This is a genomic window from Brevibacterium sp. SIMBA_078 (assembly GCF_046534565.1).
Lineage (GTDB): Bacteria > Actinomycetota > Actinomycetes > Actinomycetales > Brevibacteriaceae > Brevibacterium.
Genome location: NZ_JAWRYQ010000257.1, coordinates 1 through 268, shown reverse-complemented (window position 1 = coordinate 268; position 268 = coordinate 1). Strand labels below are relative to the sequence as shown.

Annotated in this window: 1 protein-coding gene; it reads right to left on the bottom strand. The window is 25.4% G+C overall.

What is annotated here, in order from left to right:
- Positions 1-62: 62 nt before the first annotated feature.
- Positions 63-268: hypothetical protein (locus SB749_RS19645; RefSeq protein ID WP_410711785.1), on the bottom strand; the 206-nt coding region annotated here is incomplete at its 5' end.

Here is a 268-nt window from a genome sequence, read left to right as displayed (position 1 = left end):
GGGCAATTCATTATTTGTCCAATCTTTTTTTATTTACAGGCATATGTAGCCCAGTTAAAACATTAGAATAAAACATTGATAGCTAAATTTTCCTTTTTCTTGAAGTTGAAAATCGGTAAATTTAAAATTCGATAAATTTTCAAAAAAATCAATTGAAACAGAATATTTAGTGCTTTATCGAGTAAGAAAACGATTTCAACGAAGAATAAATTTTTAAATTGTTTAAATAATTCAAAAAATATTGTTGACGAGAGTGCCCATTTTGTAC